A 19,387-nucleotide genomic window follows, 5' to 3' on the forward strand; every position below is an offset into this window, starting at 1 on the left:
GGCCGCACAGTGGCTATGAACGTGCTGCCATGCCGGTACCCCTCATCTCCGAGCAAGACTTCGAGCAAGAAGTTCTTCGCAGCGAACTCCCCGTGCTCATCGACTTTTACGCCGACTGGTGCGCTCCGTGCAAAACGGTCGCGCCGGAAGTGGAGGCGCTTTCGCGCGAGCTCGAAGGCAAGGCGAAGTTTGTCAAGGTGAACATCGATCAGAGCAAGCGGTTGGCGCAGGCTCTGCGCATCCAAGCCGTTCCGACGCTCATGGTCTTCTTCCGAGGCCGGCCGGTTGCCGCCGAGCAAGGTGCAGTGCGCAAGGCGCGCCTGCGCGACATGCTCGATCCGTTTCTTCCGCGGGCCGAGGGAGCGATCAAAGCGGTCGAGCTGGCGCAGCTACTGAAGCGAGGAGGCGTCGTCCCCGTCGACACGCGCGAGGCAGCGGCGTTCGGTCGTGCGCACATTCCGGGAGCGATCCACATGCCGGTCGAGGAGATCGAGACGCGTCTTGCCGAGCTGCACATGCTTCCGGGCGAGCCGGTGCTTTACTGCCGCGCGGGCGACAAGACGAAGCAGCTTGCGGAAACCCTTGCCCAGAGCGGCGTGCCGATCACGTTCCTCGAAGGCGGGTTTCTTGGGTGGGAAGCCGAAGGGCTACCGATCGAACGGCCGGATTGATTGAGGCCGGGCCTTGATTTGAACGCTCGCTTCGCGCGCGTCGGACGCGCGCTTCGCGAGGCTTAGTTTACGATGGGGGGGCCGAGGCTCGCCTCCCGGTGCTTTTGCTTGCGCAAAAGCACGGCGAGGCTCGGCCCCCCCATACCCCCCGATTTTTACCTCTCATCAAACCGATCGCTGCTCTAGACCTGCACATCCAGTTCCGGATATTGGCGAAAAATCCCCGTCTCGTTGAATGCAATTCGACGCGGGGACGCGAGGTACGCGGCAATGTTGGGCCGTGACGCCACGTGCTCACGCAACGCGAGCAGCCGCGGCATCGACGGGTTCAGGTGTGAAAACGCTTGCGGAAATGCGTATGTGAGGCCTTCGAGCACCTGGAACATCGACAGGTCCACATACGTGAGCTTGTTGCCGACCAAGTGTTTTCCGTGGCCATGCGCATTTCGTTGCAATAGAGCTTCGAAGTAGCCAAGAAAGTGCGGCATTCGGCTGCTCACGAAGGTCTCTGCGCGCCGCTTGGCTTCGGCTTTTTGGTCCTCGTAATAAAGCGAAGAAGCGATTGGATGATGTGTGTCGTGCACCTCCGAGACGAGATCCATGATCGTCAATTGGATCTGATTGGCTTCAATGCGGCTTTCTTCGTCATTTGGCACGAGGTGCAATCGCGGCGCGAGCCACAAGAGGATGTTGGACGTCTGGGCAATGACCAAATCGCCATATTTTAGAATCGGCGGGGCAAACGGTCGCAATCCATTCGCTTCTCCACGCATCATGCGCTGAATCGTACGCACGCCACCGCCATCTTTGGCAGGCAATCGCCCCATTTCGAGGTACGGACAGCCAGCTTCTTCAAAAGCCAAGCGGACGAATTCGCCTCGCCCTTGCAGCCCCGGCCAGTAGTAGAGCTCGTATTGCAATTCCTTCGATTTGCTCATCATTCCCTCCCTTCAACCCGGCACGTTGTCCAGCGCCGTAAGGGCCGCCTGAATCACTTCGCGAAGCGTCACGCCATGCGTTCGAGCCGCTGCGGCGCAATCCTCGAATTCCGGCTTGATCTGCGGTGGCCCGAACGGCCCTTCGCTGATTTTCACGCGCACGCGCCCGTAGGCCGTCTCGACCGTGACCGTACGCCTCGGCCGCTCCGTACGCGTCACCGGGATTTTGCGCACGCCAATCGACGTCGTTTCCCGCAAAAGCGCCGTCGCCACCGCATCGGCCTCGGGAGCTCGTGCAAGGGCTGCAATCGTGAGCGCCGGCCTGCCCTTTTTCATCGTAATGGGCACGGCCCACGCATCCAATGCGCCGGCCGCGAGAAGCGCTTCAATCGCGTGCGCCGCCACTTCCCCCGTCATGTCGTCCACGTTCGCTTCGAGCATCACGTGCGATGCGCCCACGATCTTTTCATCGGACAAACCATTTCGTGCTCCCAGCACCACACGCAACAAATTCGGCCGATCCGGCAATTCTCGCTGCCCCGCGCCCCAGCCGGCGCGTTCCGGGGCAAACGCTGGCCACCGCTCGAAGCTCGTCGCCGCCGTCGCCACGATGGCCGCCCCCGTGGGCGTCACGAGCTCCGCATCGAGCTCCACGCCATACGTCGGCACGCCTCGCAAGCACTCGATCGCAGCAGGTGCAGGCAAGGGCAGGATCCCGTGGCGTGCCTTGACAAACCCACGCCCCATGGGAAGCGGAGCGCCTCGAACTTCCGCTCCCAAGTACACGAGCGCCGCGGCGGACCCCACGATGTCCACGATCGCGTCGACCGCGCCGACTTCGTGAAAGTGCACTTCTTCGAGCGGCATTCGATGCACCGCCGCCTCGGCCTCGCCAAGCCGTCGGAAGATGCGTCGCGCAAGCGTACGCACGTCGGGTTCGAGCGGCGCGGCTTCGAGCATTGCGTCGATCGATGCGTACGTTCGCTCCGGCTGCGGCGTGTCCACATGCACCTCGAATGACGTCGCCACGATCCCACTGCGATGTTTGTGCCCGCGTTCGAGGAAAACCCCTTCGAGCGGAAGCGCCGCCACCGCTCGCTCGATCACGAGCAGCGGCACGCCCAAATCGAGCAGTGCGGCGATCGTCATGTCTCCAGCGACGCCGCTGAACGCATCGAAAAACAGGATCTTGTCGACTCCGGCGCCTTGTTCGAGCAGCGGCAAGCGCACCGGATGCGTGTGCTCGTGCCCGTGCGAATGCGCGTGCGTATGGGTGTGCGTATGCTCGTGCCCGCCATGCGCGCGCGTATGCGTATGCTCGTGCGTGTGCTCGTGGTGGGCGTGTTCGTGGCCATGACCATGATCGTGCGTGTGATCGTGATCGTGGTCGTGGTCGTGTCCTGAATGCATCGCTGTTTGCTCGCTGTTGGAATTATGTCGCGTTGGCTGCATGAGCGGCGGGCGCATGCGATGCCAGAGGCATCATGCGATGAACCGCCATCGCGGCCCCGAATCCATTGCCGATGTTCACGACGACGACGCCTGCCGCGCACGATGTGAGCATCGCGAAGAGTGCGGTAAACCCGCCGAGAGCCGTTCCGTAACCGACGTTCGTTGGAACAGCAACGACCGGCGTCGACACGACACCGCCGACGACGCTCGGCAGGGCGCCTTCCATGCCCGCACACACGATCGCGGCCGACGCGCTTCGCAGTTCGTCCACGCGATGAAGCAGCCTGTGAATGCCGGCGACGCCGATGTCGTACATGCGCTTGGGTTCGAGGCCCAGGGCGTACAGCGTCTCGGCTGCTTCTTCGGCGACGGGCATGTCGCTCGTCCCGGCCGTGATCACCGCGATGGGCGCGCACGGTCGTTTGGCGGGCGCATAGACTTCGACAAACCCGGTTCGTCCGATCGTGGAATACTTGAGCGAAGGCACGAGCTTCGACACGATCGCTGCTTTGTCCGCTTCGAGGCGAGTGATGAGCACGTTCGTTTGGGCCCGGATCATTTCCTCGGCGATGCTCGAGATCTGCTCGCCGGTTTTTCCTTCGCCGAAGATGACCTCGGGGACGCCTTGCCTGAGCGCGCGATGGTGGTCGATGGTCGCAAAACCAAGGTCTTTGAAGGGCAGACCTTGCAGCGACGCGACGGCATCGTCGACGTTGATGTCGCCATCACGCACCAGTTCGAGCAGTTCACGCACGCGCCGTGGATCCATGGGCCTCCCCATAGCATGTTCGTGGAGCGAGGGGCGGCGTGGCGTGAGCGAAGGCGCCGGTAGCGGAAACGTATACGATGATGCGCCGATTGGGACGATGCGTCGGTCGAGTAAGGCAGCGGGCTAGTCCACCCACTGATGCGTTTCTTCAGGCTTGCCGGCGAAAACCGCCATGGGAACGGTCCACGTACGAGGTCGCCTTTCGCTGCGCACGTATTGACGCACGCCGTTCGTTGCGAAAAACGTTTTCATGACGTGATAAAGCTTTGGGAAGCTTTCCACGAGCCCCGGATGCAATGGCAGAAGCGTCTCGAGCGCATAAGACATCATCACGTCGGCCATGGTATGGCGCCCGTCGGTCATCCAGAATTCGGGACTCACTGCCGTGCGAGCGAAATACCTGTCGAGGTTTTCCAGAGCTTTGGCGGCTTCCTCGCGCTTTTTTTCGCGCACCTCGTTGAATTGAGGATCCCAGTTCAACATGGCCGCGTGAAAAATAAAGTCGCTTGCCACTTCACACACTTCTTCGATCCGAGCTTGCTCCTTAATGGTTTCACCTGCCAAGCCCAATTTGCGCGCCAGGTAACGATTGATGGCACCTGATTGGCACAAGGTGAATTCGCCATCCTCCAGAACGGGCAATTGCCCAAGCGGCGTCCGCTCGAGCATTTTTATTTTGGTTTCTTTCCAAGCGTCGACCGCAATGGCCTCGAATTCGTAGGGCGTCCCCGTCAGCTCCAGCATCAACCGGGCCGGTTCGACTCGCCCACGCACACCAAAATAGATCAGTTTCATCATGATTCATGAATACATCTCCGCGATTGCAGCGGGCGTCAAGAAGCTTGCAAAATCAATGGACGGTAGCTTGCCTCCGCCCCGGACAACCTGACACGCTACCCATGACGCATCGTCACATCCGTTTGTCCACCAAACATCTCCCGCCATGCCCCTCCCGCTCGCACCGCTCATCGCCTTCGCCCTAGGCATCCTCCTCGCCTGGCGCGCTCGTACCGAGACAAACCCCGACGAGCCCCTGTGGAACGAACACGCCCTCGCCGTCGCGCTTTACGCGTTGCTCGTGTTCGCCCCCGTGACCGCCTACTTCGCCGCCTTCGCGACCGACTGGTCCTTCGCGTATCTCGTCGACGGTCGCCACGTCCCGTCCGCCCTATCGCTCACGCTCGTCCTCGTCGCCGCAAGTGCTGTCGTCGGCGGCTTCTTCGCCGGTCGAAGGGCGCTCGAACGACGCGCTCCAAACGAGCTCGTCTGGCTCGCAGGTTGTCCCCTCGCCCTCGTGCTCGTCGCCGTTGCCGCACTGCGCGATCGCTTGAGCGTCGACGGCACCTACGATCAGTTCGCGAGCGACTTTGGACTAAAGCCGCTTCTCACGAGTCGTTTGGGCGTCGCCTTGCTCTGGATGGACGGAATCCTCGTCGCCGGAACCGTCATCACGGCACGAATGCTCGCCTCGGGCAGGCAGCCGGGACAAACCGCGCCGGCACCCGTCGTTTCCGCCCCAGTCGAGCAGACCGTCCAAGACGATGGCCCCAAGCGCTTTCTTGGGCGCGGAGGCGCACCGCGCTGATTGACGACGGCCCACTTGTCCACCACTCTGAGCGCCCACATGACCGCGCAAAACCGGCTCGAACAAGAGATCACCAGCCTCGAGGAACTTGCTAGCGACGTCGTTTCTCGCGCCCGCAAAGGCGGCGCCGACGTCGCCGAAGCCATCGCTCGATCAGGCTCGCAACTCACCACCAAGGTTCGTCTTGGCGAACCCGAGCTCGTCGAGGAAGCGTCGCACCGAAGCCTCGGCATGCGCGTCATCAAGCAAGGTCGCGTTGCGCTCACCTCGACCTCCGATTTGACCGCCCGCGGCATCGACAGGTTCGTCAAGGACGCCCTCGAGCTCGTCGACATCTCGCAAGAAGATCCGTTCGCCGGTCCCGCAGATCCAAAGCTCATCGCGAGCGGCCCCTTCCTCGACCTCGATCTCTACGATCCCAAGGGAGGCGAAGTGACGGCGGCGGAAGCGGTCGAGCTTGCTCGGCGCGGTGAACAAGCTGCACGCAGCGCGGACAAACGCATCACGAACAGCGAAGGCGCGACGTTCAGTCGCACGGCTGGCGCCTTCGCCATCGTTCTGTCGGGGGGTTTTACCGGGGGCTACGCTGGATCGTACGCGTCACTGGTCGTGTCGCCCATCGCCGACGACGCAGACGGCAAGAAGCGCCGCGGATTTCACTACACCGCGAAGCGTCATCTCGATGCGCTCGATTCACCCGAAGACGTCGGCAAAGAAGCTGCCCGTCGCACCGTTCGAAAGCTCGGCGCACGCAAAGTTCCCACGTGCGAAGCACCCGTCGTCTTCGATCCCGACGCGGCACGAGCGCTGCTCGGCCTCTTGTCCGGGGCGATCATGGGCAGCAGCATCTGGCGCAAATCGAGCTACTTGCTCGGTCGCGAAGGCACGCGCGTCGCGAGCGATCTCGTCACCATCGTCGACGATCCGCTCGTGCCGCGAGCACCAGGTTCACGTCCGTTCGATGGCGAAGGACTCGCATCGCGCAAGAACATGGTCGTGCGTCAAGGCATCCTCGAGAGTTACCTCTGCGACAGCTACAGCGGTCGCAAGCTTTCGCGCCCGCCGACTGCAAGTGCTTCACGAGGTAGCGGGGGAGGCGTCGGTCCTTCGACGTCCAACTTCATGCTTTTGCCCACGGGCACCCGCGCGACGGACATCGTCAAGACGACGGCGCGCGGGCTTTACGTCACGGAGATGATGGGATTTGGATACAACCCCGTGACAGGCGACTTTTCTCGTGGAGCAGCCGGTTTCTGGATCGAAAACGGCGAGCTCGTACATCCCGTCAGTGAAGTCACGATCAGCCTCAATCTCGATCAGCTCTGGCAGCGTGTCGACGCCGTGGGCAACGATCTGGATCTGCGCACGGCGACGGCGTCCCCCACGCTTCGCGTCTCGTCGATGACGATCGCGGGAAGCTGAATTCGCACCTTCAGAGCACGGGTTCGCGCCACTTTTCGTCTGTCAAAGGACGGATTTTCTCGTAGTCTCGGGCCCGGAGGTGGAAGTTCAAGCAATGGGAAAACTTCCTCGAACTTTGGGCTCGGCGATCAAGCTGCTGACCGCCTGCACTCTACTTGGCGCATGCACGTCGTATAGCACGATGTGCGTTGACGAGATGGATTGCCGAGATGGCAACGACGCGGACGTCGATGCGTGCGTCATCGGTTACGAATCGCAGGACGACTTGGCGAGCCTGCATGGTTGTTCCGATTTCTGGAACCGGTACATCGACTGTCGTGTCGAGCGGTCGCATTGCGAAAGCAGCGACATCTGGACCGACGATGGCGACTGTAGCGACGAGTGGGACGACTATCGGGATTGCGTCAACTAGGAGGTATGGCTATGCGAATCGTCTTGACCATGCTCGCGTGCCTCGTGTTGGCGCCTGTGGCCACGGGATGCAGCCGAGCAGGGGAATACTGTGATCTCGCGTGTGAATGCGAGGGCTGTTCCGATCGCGATTACGATGAATGCCTCATCGAATACGAAGCGACGGAAGACACCGCAGCAACCTATGGTTGCTCCGACGATTTCTACATCGCGCACGATTGCGTCATGGTGAACAACGACTGCCTGGCGGACAATTTCACGCCTGAGCTCGAATGCATCGACGACATCGCCGATGTCGATGAATGCATTCGTGACAATTCCGCCATTCGCTGAAAGCAAAGCGGCCGCACCATCGAGATCGTGCGGCCGCTTTGGTTCAATGCATCAGCGACTCCCGACCGCTCGCGCCAAACCTTCGGCGCCTTGCACTGCCGCAGCCGGCGGCTGTTCCGCCGCCGGAGCAGCCGGTGCTGCTGCAGCAGGTGCCGGTGCTTCGGGCAACAGAAGCGCCCGCAGCCCCTGCGTGTCCAGCCGCGCGATGTGCGTCGCGAACGGCGGGACCTCCGATGCCTCGTCGCTGAGCACGACGAGCCGTGCATCAGGACAAGACCGAGTGAGGGCATCGAGCCATCGTTCGAGGTCGACGTCGGCCCCGACCGATTTGGCGTCCACGATGAACACGTCCGGTGGATCCGCGCCCGCCATGACGAGCGCATCGTAAGGATGTTTCACGTCACGTAGCGGCATCGCGTCACCGAGCGCGCGTGTGACATGTGAAACCGTTTCCTTCGATCCCACGACGAGCCCCGTTCGTGCGCTCGCTCTCGCAAGCTCACGCGGAACGCTGTACCCCCAAGCTCGCAGGAATTCCGCAACATCCGCCGCGCGAAACCGCAAGTGGCGGCCCGGCGTCCGAAAATGCGCAATCCTGCCGCGATCCACCCAGTTATGGATGGTTTTCAAGTCGACCTCGCAAAGTGTTGCAAGGTCGGACGCGGTCAACAACTTCTCTCCCCGTACTCCGGCCATCATCCGAACTCCACGCGAAAGGTGTGCCACCCCGCCCGATCCCAGACACCACTCGGGCGAACCGAGCTGCGCCTCCGAAGCACCCACCCTGTTACCTTCTGTAGCCAAACCTAGCTCCCACAGCCCCGCCCGCCACATCTTTCATGAAGTGTGGATCACATTATCCCTCACTTCAATGCCCGGGGCGAATTCATCGTTCGCCACGAACGCGTAGCATTTCGGCGGCTGCCTTCTACGTAATTTGTTCCTACGTTATTTCTTCTTTTGCTCGTGAATACCTCACCCCCGATGCCGCCCAAACGACGGCATCGGAAAGCGAGCCATTCACGAACGACGGGGACGTGACAGAAACCATCGCTCCCGTCCACCCCGGAGCACCAAATTGCTGGACGAGCGGCCTCGACTTGACGCGGAAACGCGCCATTCATGGGTCTGCCATCACTGCATTTGGCAATCCTGGCGTTGGTTCCGATATCAGGAAAGACGAAGAAACACCATCTGGAGCGCTCGGGGTTCGGCGCGAAACACTCTGACCCGCCTTGGGTTTGGGAAGCGCAGGAAATCTCGAAATGGTATGCCCTTCCGGATGAACGAGCCGAAGTAGCTCGCCCGAATTGCTCAGTCCGCTTCTTCCAAGCGATGGAACACGCACCAATATGGCGGAAGGATCCGGGGCGACGTCAATCTCGTCGTCCGCGACAAACTTTTCGTTCACGACGACCGCAAATTGCCCCGGCGGAAGTAGTGCTTCCGGCAAGACGGTCTCCCCACCAATGTCGAGAATGCGATAACCGCTCAATGCCGCGTCCGCTTGTCCATCATTGTAGAGCTCTACCCATTCCTGATGTGGCTCCGGACCTATCGGATTCGCCATCACTTCATTCAAAACCACGTGCGCCATGAGCGCGTTCGTCGTGGCCGTGAAACTGCGACGTTGAGCTCGTCCGAGTCGATCGATGGTCACGACGTCGAGCGCAATGTCGCGTTCCGGCGGCAATCCTTTGATGACAAACCTTTCCTTGCTCCCCACTTTTGCCACCCAATCAATCCCCTCGCCCTCGACGCCCCAAAGCAGCTCTCCTGCTGGAGCTCGGACGATTGCGCGATCGTCCATTACGTCAGCGCACCCAACACCAAATCGCATTTCGCCACGCTCACACTCGAGCGGCGCAATCTCTTCCTCGACGAGCTCACCCGCCTCGAACGCCATGGGCTCGATTTGCACGAGCCCTCCACCAAGCTCCGGTATTTCGACGACCGGGGGCAAGACCATCGGGCCCGATTCTTCGGCCGGCCATCGCCCTTCGATTCGGACCCGCATGCAATTCGGCCCAGGCCCATGTGCCGCTACGCCTCGCGACAAAGTGCCCAAGAGACCGCCCGGCTCGAGCGTCACGTCGACTTCGACATCCGGCAAAACCGTAGCTCCGCAAAAAATTCCAAAGCGTGCGGGCGTGTCGACTGGGGGCCATACGCGCGTGAGCAAAGGCAACTCACCTTCGGTGCGAACGTCGAAATGCACCGCCTTGCGCGGATCCCCGCTGGCAATCGCATAGGTTTGTCCCTGCTCGAGGACGACCGTCGGAGCAACGACGATGTTTTCTTCGTCCTCCGCCCACACGACCGCCGGCACGATCCTTTCCATGAGCGTCTTGGTCAAATCGTCACGCTCGATCTGCCGCAGATGGTGATCGGTGACTTCACCACGGACGAGAAAAACACGCGCCGCATCGATGGAACCCGGCCAGTGCACGCGCGCTCGCATGACGCGTGGCGCCGCAGTCAGCGGAGCTTCCGGCTGGAGCGTCACGACGAGCTCGGCTGGTTGCAGGCCCGCCAAAGGATTGGATCCTGGTGTGGGAAGGTCTGGCCGGCAGCCTGTCATGACAAACGTCAGCAGCACGACGGACAGACAAGGGGGGAGGAATTTGGACGGCCCTTGGGGGAGAAGATGTTCCTTCATGTAGGAACATCGTTTGGGCGCGCCGTCAGTTGCGTAAAATTGTTAGGCTCGCGTTCGATGACCCCCGAGGACGTCAAAAGTCTGCGCGCAGAACTGGACTGCACGGCCAAAGAGCTCGCCACCGCCCTGGGCGTGGAGCAGGAAACCATTCTCGCTTGGGAACGGGGCGAGCTGTTTCCGACGAAGCGCTTCGTGACGAAAATGGAAGCGCTCCGGAGCGCCGGGAAGAGCGCCATCCCACGGAAGCCGCGAAAAGCAGCCGCAGCGACGTCGCCCATGGCGGTCCTTGCGGATCCGACAACGTGGCGGCTGATACGCAAACTCGTGGCCCACGCCGATTTGCGACGCGAAGTGCTGAAGCTAGCCGAGAACTACCCCGATCCGGCGGACGAATCGGGCGGTGGATGAATCGCTGATGTGGACGAGAAAAACCTGACGGGCGCCTTCGCATCCCGTCAGGCGTAAAAAGCGTGACGAGGCGCTTCGCTATTCCTCGTCGTCCTCGTCCTCGTCGTCCTCGTCGTCCTCGTCGTCCTCGTCGTCCTCGTCGTCCTCGTCGTCCTCATCCTCATCGTCGAAGTCTTCGTCGTCTTCGTCCTCATCCTCGTCGTCTTCGTCTTCGTCCTCGTCCTCGTCGTCTTCGTCGTCTTCGTCGTCCTCGTCCTCATCCTCGTCGTCGAAGTCTTCGTCGTCTTCGTCCTCGTCCTCGTCGTCGAGATCTTCGTCCTCGTCTTGTTCGTCTTCGTCCTCTTCGCGCAAAGCGCTTACTTCGAGGTCATCGATCTCGGTTGCGTGCTCGTTCGTCATGTGTGCCTCCCCTTGCTCTGCTGCGACTTGGCCGTCTTGGGTTCCATCTGCTGCGCCTTCTTCTTCGATGTGTTGGGAATTAACGGACGGAGCAGCGGGAGAGCGGAACTCTCCTTCGCCACCCATCAGCCCTCCGCTCGTCGATCCAAACCCGTCCGGAGCCCCCTCCGTGCCGGAGCCTTGCGCGTTCGTCAAGACGACTGCCGGATCCAGCGGCTCTTCGCCCATCTCGCGTTCGTACATGCGCTTCGACTCGTCGGTCAGCTCGGTGAATTCACGAAGCGTGGGCAGGTCGCCAAGAGCTTTGAGGCCAAAGAATTCGAGAAACTGTGGGGTCGTGCCGTAGAGCAGCGGTCGCCCTGCTTCTTCTTTCTTGCCGAGGATGCGCACGAGATCGCGTTCGAGTAGCGACTTCAAGATCGCGCCTGAATCCACACCACGCACCTCGTCGACTTCCGGTCTCGTGATCGGCTGCTTGTACGCAATGATCGCCAATGTCTCCACCTGCGCTCGCGTCATCTTGACTGGCTTTTTGGCGACATGCTCGCGCACGAACGGCGCAAATGCAGGGCTCGTCCTGAACACATAGCCCCCGGCGACTTCGTCGAGCCGAACCCCGCGACCTCGGTATTCGTCCATCAACTCGGCGAGCAGCGACGTGACCACGCGATGTTCCGCTTTGGCCGATCGCGCCAAGTCACGCGACGACAGCGGATGTTCCGACGCGAAAATCAAAGCTTCGAGCACGCCTTTCAAATGCGCGCGCGCAACGCTCCCCGCCGTCTTCGTTGCGTCTTCGAGCGGCGCCGTCGTTTCGTCATCGCCCGCGACGGATGCATCCGCGGAGGCCTGCCTTCGTGCACGGAAAAACGCAGCCGCCCGAGCGCGAAACCAAGCTACGGGCTCGGGCTTCGCCTTCTTGCGCGGCCCACGTTTGCGCTTGACGGCATCGGCTGGAGCTTCTGCGGAGCCTTCCGCCGGAGCAGCTTCCGCGGGCGGCGCTTCAACCGGTGGAGCAACGTCTTCGCCTTCGCCAGGAGGCGGCTCCGTGGTGACCACATCGGCTCTTTCGACGACGTTTTCCGGTGAAGCGTGAGCAACGACCTCGGCGACCGCTTCGAGCGCATCCGCAACGGAAACGGCTGGTGCTGGCGGCACTTCGGACGCCGGCTCCTCCACCTCGACGGGCGCGTCTTGCGCAGCGAGTTCGTCCTTCCGAAACCAGCTCCACGCGCTACGCCGTAGCCGTTCAGGCGATTCGCTGTCCGGCGCGAGCTCCTCCGGCTCGCGTTCGCGCTCACGCACGACGAGCGGCTTGCGAGGCCGCCGTTGCTTCGGCCCGCCGTCAGTTGCCATCCTCGACCTCGGAATCGCCACTCACTGGTGCAGCCGCTTCTTCCGCCCCGTGCTCCACGTCGTCGTCCTCGAAAAGCCTTAGCTGCTCGGGTTCACCATCGGTTTGTCCCAGCTCGACATCGGGCTCTGCTTCCTCGGACAAACCGTCCGCTCGTCCCGACGCACCCTGCGCGTCGTCGCCATCGTCCTTCGGCTCGGACGACATCGTCATCTCCAAATGGATGGGCGCCAGAGGATCGGACTGATACACCCGAAGGAGCTTCATCCTGGCCATCTCCAGAATGGCGAGGAACGTGATGACGATGTCGAACCGCGTGAGTGGAGCTCCCTGCCGCGTCGGATCGTTCAAAATCAAATCTTCGAACGTGCATCGCCTGCGTTCCGACAGTCGCTCCGTGAGCTCGACGATGCGATCGGTGATCGTGATGCGATCGAAGACGACTTCGTGATCGACCTTGACGTTCGTGCGCTTCAGCAGTTTTTCGAACGCATCGAAAAGCGCGAACACTCCGACGGGGGCAAACGGCGCAGGCCCCTCGGGCACAGGCTCTGCAATCCCGCGGCCGAACACGTCCTTGCCCAGCGTTCCTCGCTCGAAGATCTCCGCCGCAGCGGTCTTGTACTTCTGGTACTCGAGCAGCCGCCGCACGAGCTCCGCGCGCGGATCGACTTCTTCTTCAGGCAGCCCGTCACCGTCTTGTCCCGCGGGCACGACCGGCAAGAGCATCTTCGACTTGATGTGCGTCAACGTCGCCGCCATCACGAGGTATTCGCTTGCCACGTCGATCGTCAGAGACTGCATCAACGCGAGGTACTCGAGGTACTTCTGCGTGATAAAGCTCACTGGAATATCGAGAATATCGAGCTCGTGCTGCTGAATGAGGTGGAGCAGCAGGTCGAGCGGGCCTTCGAACGAGGGGAGCTGGACGCGGTAGACCGAATCGTTGAGCTGATCGGTCTCTGGGTGCGGTGCAGCTTCCGGTGCAGGCTTTTGTGCGGCGACCGATGCAGCAGCCGACGCGGACGTACGTGTACGTCGAGCGCTCGCGGAGCTGATTGCTGTTGCCTTGGCCTTGCTCACCGGGGCGGACGGTAATCTGTCACCAGCGCGGGATCCATGCGTTCTCGCACCCTGCTACACTCGGGCTTGCCGATGACCTCGTCCTCTTCGAAGAGTTGCCCGTCGTGCGCCCAGGGGTACGACGCGGATGTTCTCTTCTGTCCGCAGGACGGAACGCCCCTCGCCAACCTTCGGGGCGCGGCCATCTCGAACGCCGACATCGATCTCTACGTGGGCCTCGAGCTCGCCGGGCACATTCGCATCAAGCATCTCATCGGCATCGGCTCGATGGGACGCGTTTACCGCGCGTTTCAGGGCGGGATCGAACGCGACGTTGCTGTCAAAATTCTTCATCGCGAGCTGAGCGGCAATGCGGAGCTGGTAGGCAGATTCCATCGCGAAGCGAAGATTGCGAGCCGCCTGTCGCACCCCAACGTCGTCTCCGTGCTCATGGCGGGATCGATTCCGCAAAAGGGCGATCCGCGTGTGGGTGGCGAGATGTATCTCGTGATGGAGCACCTCGACGGCATGTCGCTTTTGTCGGCACTTGCCGCAGCGGGCACGGGCGGAGTGCCTTCGGCGCTGCCGCTTTCACGAGCGCTTCACATCGTGATTCAGGTTTGCGAAGCGGTGGGAGAAGCACACGCGCAGGGCATCGTGCATCGCGACATCAAGCCGGAGAACGTGATGCTCATTCGTCGCGGCGACGATAGGGACTTCGTCAAAGTCCTCGATTTCGGGATCGCCCGGCTCGATTGGACCGATGGTTCGATGGCCACCCAGGCGGGCCTCATTTTCGGCACTGCCCGGTACATCTCGCCGGAGGGTGCCGAGGGCAAACCGGTCACTCCGGCTGCCGACGTCTACTCGATTGCTACGATGTTGTACCAATGTTTGGCCGGACGAACTCCGTTCGAAGGTGATTCGCCCGTGCAGATTTTGGTGCAGCACACGCACGCGCCGGCGCCGGATTTGAGGACCATTCCGCGGGCGAGTTACGTGCCTGTGCCGATCGCGGACGTGATCATGCGCAATTTGTCGAAGAAGCCCGACGAGCGCGCTCGGGATGCTCGTGCGTTCGGCAAGGATCTCTTCGCTGCGGTGCGTGAGAGCGGGCTCGATCCGGACGAGGTGTTTCACGCGGGTCTGCTTTCTGCGAGGCAGGGAGCGGTCAAGCTTCCGTCGAAGGAGCGCACGAAGTCGCTCGACCTTTCGCCCGAGCTTGCGGCGCGCATCGGGGGCATTCCGGCGCGCACGGCGGAATCGACGCCGCTGCCGGCGTCATCGGAGCCCACGTCAGCGGCTGAGCCGACCGCGCTCGAGGCGCAGGCGACATCGGTGGATCCATCGAAGGCGGGTTTGTCCGCGGACGCCACGCCGGAGACGCAGTCGCCGTCGTCCAAGGATGTCGAGCCGCCGCACGAGGCAACGCCGAGCGTTCGTCCTGCCGAACCCGACCTCGAAGCAGCCGCGAAAACCGAAACCGCGCTGCATTCGCCCGCGTCGCCCGAGCTGACGATGCAGGGGACGGAGAAGCCGTTCGGTGAGCACGCGGAGCACGCGCGCGATGAAAAGCGGCGTTCGCGCCTCACGCGTATCGTGGCCGTCGCGCTGTGCATCGTGGTCGTACCGTTCGTCGCGGTCATCGGGGGCAAACGATTCGGTTTGGTCGCTACGAGCTCGGATGATTCGCTCCCCGAAAGGCTCGAAGCCGCGCGAGATGCCATGAAGCGCCAAGCGTGGGATGCGCCTGCGGACGACAACGTCAGAGACATTTTGGACAAAGCTCTGGCGAAGTGGCCCGGCGATGCTCGCGTGCTCGAGCTGAGGCGCGAAGCTGCCGAGCGTCTCGTCACGAGCGCTCTCGGTCGCAAGTACGCCGGTGATCCAGCGGAGGCGCTGCATCTAGCGCGTGTTGCCGTGTCGCTTCATCCGTCGCTTACGACGGCGCAGCATTTGGTCGCCGAGCTGGAAGGAAAGCCGTTGCCGAACGCATCGCCTTTGCCTTCAGCGGCAATGCCACCCGCACCAAGCGCGACGTCGAGCACGGCGGATCCGAAGAACGACATGAATCGTCGCCCGTCGCAGGCTTCTGGAGGGGGCCCATGATTGTGACGCGCCGGCAAAGAGCCGCTTGCGGGATGTGGTTCGGCGTCGCGTTTGTCGCAGCACTCGTCGGTTTGTCCGGACCAGCTCGAGCGGACAACCAGGAATCGGCGGCGGCCAGGCGCGCATCTGTGGCCGTCGATCAGAACTACACGCACACGCTCGTGTCCCTGAACGTCGGTCTTCTCAGCTTGCCTGCTGCAGATGTTTGTCCTCGTTCGCGTACGAGTTGCGAGAAGGGCGAGACGAGCGGCGCGTTTGGCGTGTACAACCAGTATCGGTTTGGCCGCATCGGACTTGGGGCCAGCATTGCATGGGCAGGGTCGCTCGTTGCTGGTTCTGCTCCTGGTGCACCCGAGCTTCAACGCGAGCACGACCGCAGCTACTTTCTGGTCGAGGCCCAAGCTCGCTACTACGGCATCCGTGCCGGCAAGTGGGAGTGGTGGGGAGGCGTCACGCTTGGCGGCGTCATCATCAAGGACACGTGGAGCGTGATCACGGATCGCGAACCGTATTCGGACACCGCGTACGTGGGTCCGCAGTCGGCCATGATCTCCACGGAAGGCCTTGCAGCCGGCGTCGCCATCGGTGGCGAGTGGACGGTTGCTCCGAACTGGTTCCTCGGCACGACCATGCGTTACGCCAAGTGGCTGCTGCCAGATGAACCGCGCCACGCTCCGACGGGTGACAGCGCATCGCTCTCCGGCAACGTCGACGTGCTCGACTTTGGGCTGCTCATCGCGTACCGAATCGCGCTCTAGCCGATTGACTCGCACACGCAGCATCGGTACGGGAGACGCGATGGCGCTGGATCTTTCGAGCGTCGGTTTCACCACGGAACCGCACTCGTACACGTACGATTGGAAAAACCTTGCCTTGTATGCGCTCGGCATCGGCGCCAAGCGCGACGAGCTTGCGTATCTCTACGAAGGCAGTCCCGGCGGCATCGCGTCGTATCCGACGTTCGCCGTCATCCCTGCGCATCCGCCGCTCTTCGAGTCGCTCGTACGCACCGGGGGCAACTTGGCCATGGTGGTGCACGGCGGTCAAAAAATTCGTTCACTCGCAAAGCTTCCGCCTTCGGGCACGCTGCTCACGACGGCGACCATCCGCGCCATCTACGACATGAAAAAGCTCGCGCAGGTCGTCATCGACACGCGAAGCACGCTCGGCTCCGAACCCGTCTTCGAGACGACGTGGGCGATCTTGTTTCGTGGCGAAGGAGGTTTTTCCGGGCCACGCCCGCCGGCGGACCCGGACGAACCCTCGATGCCCAAGGATCGCGAGCCTTCCTTTACGCACGAAGAAACCACGTCACCCGAGCAAGCTCTGCTTTACCGGCAGCTCGGCGACTACAACCCCTTGCATGCGGACCCCGAGTTTGCTGCGTCGGTTGGTTTTCCGCAGGGCCCGATTCTGCACGGCCTCTGCACCTATGGATTTGCCGCTCGCGCCGTCATCAAGCACCTTGCGGGCGGAGACGCATCGCGGCTGCGCATGATGTCCGCACAATTTCGAAGACCCGTCTGGCCCGGCGATACGATCGTCACGCAGGGCTTCCTTCTCGAAGGCGGAAAAGTGGCGCTCCATGCGAGCGTCAAGGGACGATCGGAGCCTGTTCTGACGAGCGGCTACGCGGAGATCGTCTAACGAACCGCGTGATCGCGTGCTAATCGACCACTCGAAGGATCGCGCCGTCCGGACGGCGCAACGTTTGGGCCAAGCCCCCCTCATCAAGAAGGCCACATGAGCAAAGAGACCGACAAAAAGCGCAAGGACGAAGAAGATCCGGAGCTCGACGAAGAGCAAGACGAAGAAGAGGAAGAGGAAGAAGAAGACGGCGAGGAAGAGGGCGAAGAGGACGAGGACGAGGACGAAGAGGAAGAGGACGACGAAGAAGCGTCCGACGATACCTCCAAGGCTGCTTCAGCAGATGATGCCGATGAAGCGGACGACGAGGACGAAGAGGAAGAGGACGACGAAGAAGACGACGAAGAGGACGACGAAGAGGACGCTCACGGGGAAACCGAAGGGCAGGATGCGGGTGCCCATGGGGACGAAGAGGATCCCTACTGGTGGACGCCTCACGTTGTTCTTGGCGTGCTGGTTCTCGTCGGCATCCTTGGCTTCTTCGGCATGTTCAACAAGCCTCTCGGATTCCTCGCGGCCAAACCCGCCGGCGCTCCTGCGACCGAGACGACGACGGCGGCAGCGCCTGCAACGCCTCCGCAGCCCGCAACGCCTCCGCGTCCTCAGCCGATGCAGAATCAACCGCAGCGCGAGATGTTTGGCGCGAAGCACTTCTTGGTGATGTACAAGGGCAGCATGCGTGCGCCTGCGACCATCACGCGCACCAAGGAAGAAGCCAAAGCGCGCGCTGAAGAGGCGCTGAAGAAGGTCAAGGGCGGCAAGAAGTTCGAAGAGATTGTCGCCGAGTACTCGGACGAACCGGGCGCGGGGCAACGCGGCGGCGATCTCGGCACCTTCCCCAAAGGCGCCATGGTGCCTCAGTTCCAAGAAGGCTTGGAGAAGATCAAGGTCGGTGAAGTCAGCGGCCTTGTCGAAACGCCCTTCGGCTACCACGTCATTTTGAGGACGAAGTAGTTCGAACTGGCGTCAACGCCTCCACTCTCCCCCTCTCCGCGAAGCGGCGAAGCCGCGAAGTTGGAGAGGGGGCCGGGGGGTGAGGCGTGAGATGCGAGACCGTTGCACCTCAAAGCTTTTGCGCGAGCGCTTCCTTGAGGCGCGTGGCCTTGTCGTCTTTCCCGAGCGACACCTTCGCCACTTCCTCAGCGGTCATGCCGCTACGGAGCGCGCGCTCTTCGTCCCCGATCCCCACGAGTTTTGCGCCCGTGCGTGCAAACAGCCACTCGACCGCGGGCCCCTCTTCGCTGCGCATGAGGCGCACCGCACCATCACCGATGCCCTTTTCCTTCGTTGCGCCTTGCTGCTTCCCCAACGTCGCGAGCACGTCTTTCGCTTGCTCTTCGTCAGCGCGAATCATCACGGCGAAGCGATAGCGTTTGTCCCCGTCGCGGTAATACCCGAACGCTCCCGGGCCCACGCCTGCGATGTCGAAAACGTCCTTCGTCAACAGTCGTATCCCGAGCGCCACACGTTTTTCTTTGGGTAGTGCGGCCGCGGCTGCGGGCAGATCCGTATCGCCCGGGAGTTTGTCCCCGATCTGCTTCACGAGCGGCACGAGGAGTTTGTCGCTAGCTGCTTTGATCGCTGCTTCCGCTGCGGCATCGTCGTTGTACGTGATCTCTGCCAGATACGCGCCGCGCCACAGGTACGCGTTGCCGACACCAAGCGCTGCGGCGCCGCCTCCTTCGATGGCTCGCGGCGTGTCTTCACCTGCTGGATCTCCATCGCCCACGACGCGCTTCGTGAACATCCCATAAGCGCCGTCGACCGAGCCGAATTTGGACAGGTACACGTTGATCGTCGCGGCGCTCCCTCCGCCATCCACGTAGCGCATTTCGACGACCCGCTTGACGCCGAAGCCTTTGTAGATCTCGCACTCGCCATCGAACATGTCGCAGATTTGATCGATGGGCAGCGATGCTCCCTCGCCATAGACCTTGTCGCCTCCGTTTGGATCGAGGCAGAAATGGCTCGATTTGCGAGGCATCACGGCCGCCGTTTGCGGATCGCTGAGCGTGCCGCCACCTGCTTCACATGCATTTGCCTTGGGCAGAGGAGCTGCGGGCGGAGGCGGCGTGCCCTTCGATTCATTGCTCTTGCAGCCGAAAGAAAGCGTCACGATGGCTGCCAAGCTGGCGGCGTGGACGCACGTTCGGAGCATGTTCGATCGA

The 19,387-nt window shown here is 62.1% G+C and carries 19 protein-coding genes; 10 read left to right on the forward strand and 9 right to left on the reverse strand.

Annotated features, from left to right (window positions below; translation table 11 throughout):
* Positions 1-29 precede the first annotated feature (29 nt).
* Complete coding sequence (gene trxA / locus IPM54_41695) at positions 30-671, forward strand: thioredoxin (protein MBK9266288.1); 642 nt, start codon at positions 30-32, stop codon at positions 669-671.
* A gap of 182 nt (positions 672-853) precedes the next feature.
* Here the strand turns inward: trxA and IPM54_41700 are convergent, their stop codons facing one another.
* The 4 genes from IPM54_41700 to IPM54_41715 form a co-directional block, all read right to left on the reverse strand.
* Complete coding sequence (locus IPM54_41700) at positions 854-1,591, reverse strand: glutathione S-transferase (protein ID MBK9266289.1); 738 nt, start codon at positions 1,589-1,591, stop codon at positions 854-856.
* 30 nt (positions 1,592-1,621) lie between these two features.
* Positions 1,622-3,019: a nickel pincer cofactor biosynthesis protein LarC gene (gene larC, locus IPM54_41705; GenBank protein ID MBK9266290.1), complete on the reverse strand. Its 1,398-nt coding sequence runs from the start codon at positions 3,017-3,019 to the stop codon at positions 1,622-1,624.
* A 22-nt stretch (positions 3,020-3,041) separates the two neighbouring features.
* The gene (gene larB / locus IPM54_41710) at positions 3,042-3,830 is read right to left on the reverse strand and encodes a nickel pincer cofactor biosynthesis protein LarB (protein MBK9266291.1); all 789 of its coding nucleotides are present in this window, start codon (positions 3,828-3,830) and stop codon (positions 3,042-3,044) included.
* Positions 3,831-3,953: 123 nt separating this feature from the next.
* Complete coding sequence (locus IPM54_41715) at positions 3,954-4,628, reverse strand: glutathione S-transferase N-terminal domain-containing protein (GenBank protein ID MBK9266292.1); 675 nt, start codon at positions 4,626-4,628, stop codon at positions 3,954-3,956.
* A gap of 145 nt (positions 4,629-4,773) precedes the next feature.
* Between IPM54_41715 and IPM54_41720 the strand changes: the two genes are divergently transcribed.
* The 4 genes from IPM54_41720 (at position 4,774) to IPM54_41735 (ending at position 7,581) form a co-directional block, all read left to right on the forward strand.
* Positions 4,774-5,415, forward strand: coding sequence for a hypothetical protein (locus IPM54_41720; protein ID MBK9266293.1), 642 nt, complete (start codon positions 4,774-4,776; stop codon positions 5,413-5,415).
* Between the two features lie 39 nt (positions 5,416-5,454).
* A complete protein-coding gene (locus IPM54_41725; GenBank protein MBK9266294.1) occupies positions 5,455-6,837 on the forward strand; it encodes a TldD/PmbA family protein in 1,383 nt (460 codons plus the stop codon).
* A 94-nt stretch (positions 6,838-6,931) separates the two neighbouring features.
* Positions 6,932-7,249, forward strand: coding sequence for a hypothetical protein (locus IPM54_41730; protein MBK9266295.1), 318 nt, complete (start codon positions 6,932-6,934; stop codon positions 7,247-7,249).
* 11 nt (positions 7,250-7,260) lie between these two features.
* Complete coding sequence (locus IPM54_41735; protein MBK9266296.1) at positions 7,261-7,581, forward strand: hypothetical protein; 321 nt, start codon at positions 7,261-7,263, stop codon at positions 7,579-7,581.
* A gap of 51 nt (positions 7,582-7,632) precedes the next feature.
* On the opposite strand, the gene IPM54_41740 is transcribed toward IPM54_41735, so the two are convergent.
* Positions 7,633-8,277 carry a helix-turn-helix domain-containing protein gene (locus IPM54_41740; GenBank protein MBK9266297.1) on the reverse strand — a complete coding sequence of 215 codons (645 nt, stop codon included), beginning with the start codon at positions 8,275-8,277 and terminating at the stop codon, positions 7,633-7,635.
* Between the two features lie 424 nt (positions 8,278-8,701).
* The gene (locus IPM54_41745; GenBank protein ID MBK9266298.1) at positions 8,702-9,178 is read right to left on the reverse strand and encodes a lamin tail domain-containing protein; all 477 of its coding nucleotides are present in this window, start codon (positions 9,176-9,178) and stop codon (positions 8,702-8,704) included.
* Between the two features lie 1,119 nt (positions 9,179-10,297).
* On the opposite strand from IPM54_41745, the gene IPM54_41750 reads away from it, so the two are divergent.
* The gene (locus tag IPM54_41750) at positions 10,298-10,648 is read left to right on the forward strand and encodes a helix-turn-helix transcriptional regulator (protein ID MBK9266299.1); all 351 of its coding nucleotides are present in this window, start codon (positions 10,298-10,300) and stop codon (positions 10,646-10,648) included.
* A gap of 78 nt (positions 10,649-10,726) precedes the next feature.
* Here the strand turns inward: IPM54_41750 and scpB are convergent, their stop codons facing one another.
* Complete coding sequence (gene scpB, locus IPM54_41755; GenBank protein ID MBK9266300.1) at positions 10,727-12,403, reverse strand: SMC-Scp complex subunit ScpB; 1,677 nt, start codon at positions 12,401-12,403, stop codon at positions 10,727-10,729.
* Entirely contained in the window at positions 12,393-13,484 is a 1,092-nt protein-coding gene (locus IPM54_41760) for a segregation/condensation protein A (GenBank protein MBK9266301.1), read from the reverse strand. The genes scpB and IPM54_41760 overlap by 11 nt, the downstream gene beginning before the upstream one ends.
* Positions 13,485-13,556: 72 nt before the next feature.
* On the opposite strand from IPM54_41760, the gene IPM54_41765 reads away from it, so the two are divergent.
* From IPM54_41765 to IPM54_41780, 4 genes are all read left to right on the forward strand, one after another.
* Positions 13,557-15,572 carry a protein kinase gene (locus IPM54_41765; GenBank protein ID MBK9266302.1) on the forward strand — a complete coding sequence of 672 codons (2,016 nt, stop codon included), beginning with the start codon at positions 13,557-13,559 and terminating at the stop codon, positions 15,570-15,572.
* Positions 15,569-16,330 (forward strand): hypothetical protein, encoded by a 762-nt coding sequence (locus tag IPM54_41770; protein ID MBK9266303.1) that lies wholly within the window; start codon positions 15,569-15,571, stop codon positions 16,328-16,330. Before IPM54_41765 ends, IPM54_41770 begins: the two co-directional genes overlap by 4 nt.
* 40 nt (positions 16,331-16,370) lie before the next feature.
* Positions 16,371-17,219 carry a MaoC family protein gene (locus IPM54_41775; protein MBK9266304.1) on the forward strand — a complete coding sequence of 283 codons (849 nt, stop codon included), beginning with the start codon at positions 16,371-16,373 and terminating at the stop codon, positions 17,217-17,219.
* 96 nt (positions 17,220-17,315) lie between these two features.
* Positions 17,316-18,173 (forward strand): peptidylprolyl isomerase, encoded by an 858-nt coding sequence (locus tag IPM54_41780; protein MBK9266305.1) that lies wholly within the window; start codon positions 17,316-17,318, stop codon positions 18,171-18,173.
* A 109-nt stretch (positions 18,174-18,282) separates the two neighbouring features.
* On the opposite strand, the gene IPM54_41785 is transcribed toward IPM54_41780, so the two are convergent.
* Positions 18,283-19,335: a hypothetical protein gene (locus IPM54_41785; protein MBK9266306.1), complete on the reverse strand. Its 1,053-nt coding sequence runs from the start codon at positions 19,333-19,335 to the stop codon at positions 18,283-18,285.
* Positions 19,336-19,387: the final 52 nt, after the last annotated feature.

This window comes from Polyangiaceae bacterium (genome assembly GCA_016715885.1).
Lineage (GTDB): Bacteria > Myxococcota_A > Polyangia > Polyangiales > Polyangiaceae > Polyangium.